At 70.1% G+C, this 2,408-nt stretch carries 1 protein-coding gene; it reads right to left on the bottom strand.

Translation table 11 applies throughout. The annotated features are described in order from the left end of the window. Positions 1–2,408, bottom strand: a 2,408-nt coding sequence (locus tag VLF18_RS01130; RefSeq protein WP_325277775.1) for an amino acid adenylation domain-containing protein, incomplete at both ends; no start/stop codon positions are given.

Raw genomic sequence — 2,408 nt, forward strand, 5'->3', positions numbered from 1 at the left:
TAACGGAACAGGTCGGCGATCTCGACCGGCAGCGCCGCGGCGGCGAGCCGCGTGCGCAGCCGCAAGGTCAGCAGCGAGTGGCCGCCGACGGCGAAGAAATTGTCGTCGCGGCCGAATCCGCTGCGGCCGAGCACCTCGTGCCAGACCGCGGCGATCCGGTGTTCGAGTTCGCCTTCGAACGCCTGCGCGGACGCCGCGCCGGCGCGGACCGTGTCCGGTGCCGGCAGCGCGGCGCGGTCGAGCTTGCCGTTCGCGTTCAGCGGCAGGCGGTCGAGCCGCACGAAGAACGTCGGCACCATGTAGTCGGGCACCGCCGCGCCGAGATAGTCGCGCAGCACCGCGGCATCGATCGCGGCGTCGCCGACCCAGTAGCCGACGAGGCTCGCGCCGCGCGTCGCGTCCTGGTGCAGCGCGACGGCGGCTTCCTCGACGCCGGGAAAGCGCGCGAGCTGCGTTTCGATCTCGCTGGGTTCGATGCGGAAACCGCGCAGCTTGATCTGCGCGTCGTTGCGGCCGAGAAAGTCGACTTCGCCGTTGGGCAGCCAGCGCGCCTGATCGCCGGTTTTATACATGCGTGCATTCGCGTCGCGGGTCAGCGGATCGGGCAGGAAGCGCTCGGACGTCAGCGCCGGGCGCCGGAAGTAGCCGCGTGCGACTGGCGTGCCGCCGATGAAGAGCTCGCCGGTCACGCCGGGCGGCAGCAGCCGGTGGTGACGGTCGAGCACGTAGAGCCGGCAGTTGTCGATCGGCCGTCCGATCGGCACGCGCGGCGCGCCGTGATCGAGTTCGCAGCGATGCCAGCTGACCTCGATCGACGCCTCGGTCGGCCCGTAGAGGTTGTACAGCGCGGTGCGCGGCAGCCGGTGCTGGAAATCCTCGACGACGACGCGCGGCAGTTCCTCGCCGCTGCAGATCACGTGATGCAGGTCGGGAAACACCGCCCCGCGCAGCTGCGCGAGGAACAGATGCAGCATCGACGGCACGAAATGCACGACCGTGATGCGGCGCTCGCGCAGGATGCGCGCGAGGCGTTCGGGGTCGGCCTGCGCGCCGCTGTCGGCCAGCACGAGCCGCGCGCCGCAGATCAGCGGCACGAAGATCTCCCAGACCGACACGTCGAAGCCGAGCGCGGTCTTCTGCAGCACGGCGTCGTCGGCCTCGATCGGAAAGTGGTGCAGCATCCAGACGAGCCGGTTGACGACCGAGCGATGCTCGACCATGACGCCCTTGGGCAGCCCGGTCGAACCCGAGGTGTAGATCAGATAGGCGAGCTGCGTCGACGCGGTCGCAACGGCCGGCGCGGCATCGCCGTCGTCGTCCGCACTCACGTCGATCGCCTGCGGCGGTGCGGCGAGCCGCTCGAACACCGGCGCGTCGCCGGCATGCAGCAGCCAGCCCGGCCGGCAGTCGTCGAGGATGTGCGCCTTGCGTGCGGACGGATGCAGCGTGTCGAGCGGCACATAGGCCGCGCCGGCCTTCAGCACGGCGAGCACGGCGACGATCATCGCCGGACTGCGTGCAATATGGATCGCAACGAAACTGCCGACGGTCGCGCCGCGCGAGCGCAGGCGCGCGGCGAGCCGCGCCGCGCGCCGGTCGAGTTCGGCATAGGTCAGCGATTCGGCCTCGAACTCCAGGGCGATCGCGTCGGGCGTCTCGGCGGCCTGCGCTTCGACGAGTTCGTGCAGGCAGCGCTCGCGCGGAAAATCGCGCGCGGTCGCGTTCCAGCGGTCGAGCAGTTCGTTGCGCTGCGCCGGGGCCAGCAGTTCGACGCGCTGCGGGTCGATGTCCTCGCCCTGCACGAGCTGCGCGAGCACGGCGAACCAGTGATCGCGGCAGCGTTCGATCGTCGGCGCGTCGAACAGCGCGCTCGCGTACTCGATGCCGCCGTGGATGACGCCGTCGTCGTCGAACAGCAGCAGCGACAGATCGAACTTTGCGTGGCGCGGCGAACAGTCCGCGCGCAGCAGCGTCGTCGTCAGTCCGTCGATCCGCAACGATTCCGGCCGCCCGCCCTGCCACGCGAACAGCACCTGGAACAGCGGGTTGTAGGCGAGGCTGCGCGTCGAGCAGACGAGTTCGACGATCTTCTCGAATGCGATGTCCTGATGCTGCTGCGCGTCGAGCATGCGGCGTTCGACGCGTTTCAACAGCAGCGACAGGCGCGGTGCGCCATTCAACGGGACGCGCAGCGGCAGGGTGCTGACGAGCAGTCCGACGAGATCCTGCGTCTCGGGCGCGGAACGGTTCGCGCTCGGCACGCCGACGACGAGGTCGTCCTGGCCCGACAGACGCGACAGCAGCAACGCCCAACTCGTCAGCAGCAGCACGAACGGCGTCGTGTCGAAGCGGCGGCTCGCGGCGCGCACGCGCGCCGACAGCGACGCATCGAGCCGGCACGGCAGGAA

Origin of the sequence: Tahibacter sp. (assembly GCF_035481375.1) — a bacterium.
In the GTDB taxonomy this organism is placed as follows: Bacteria; Pseudomonadota; Gammaproteobacteria; order Xanthomonadales; family Rhodanobacteraceae; genus Tahibacter.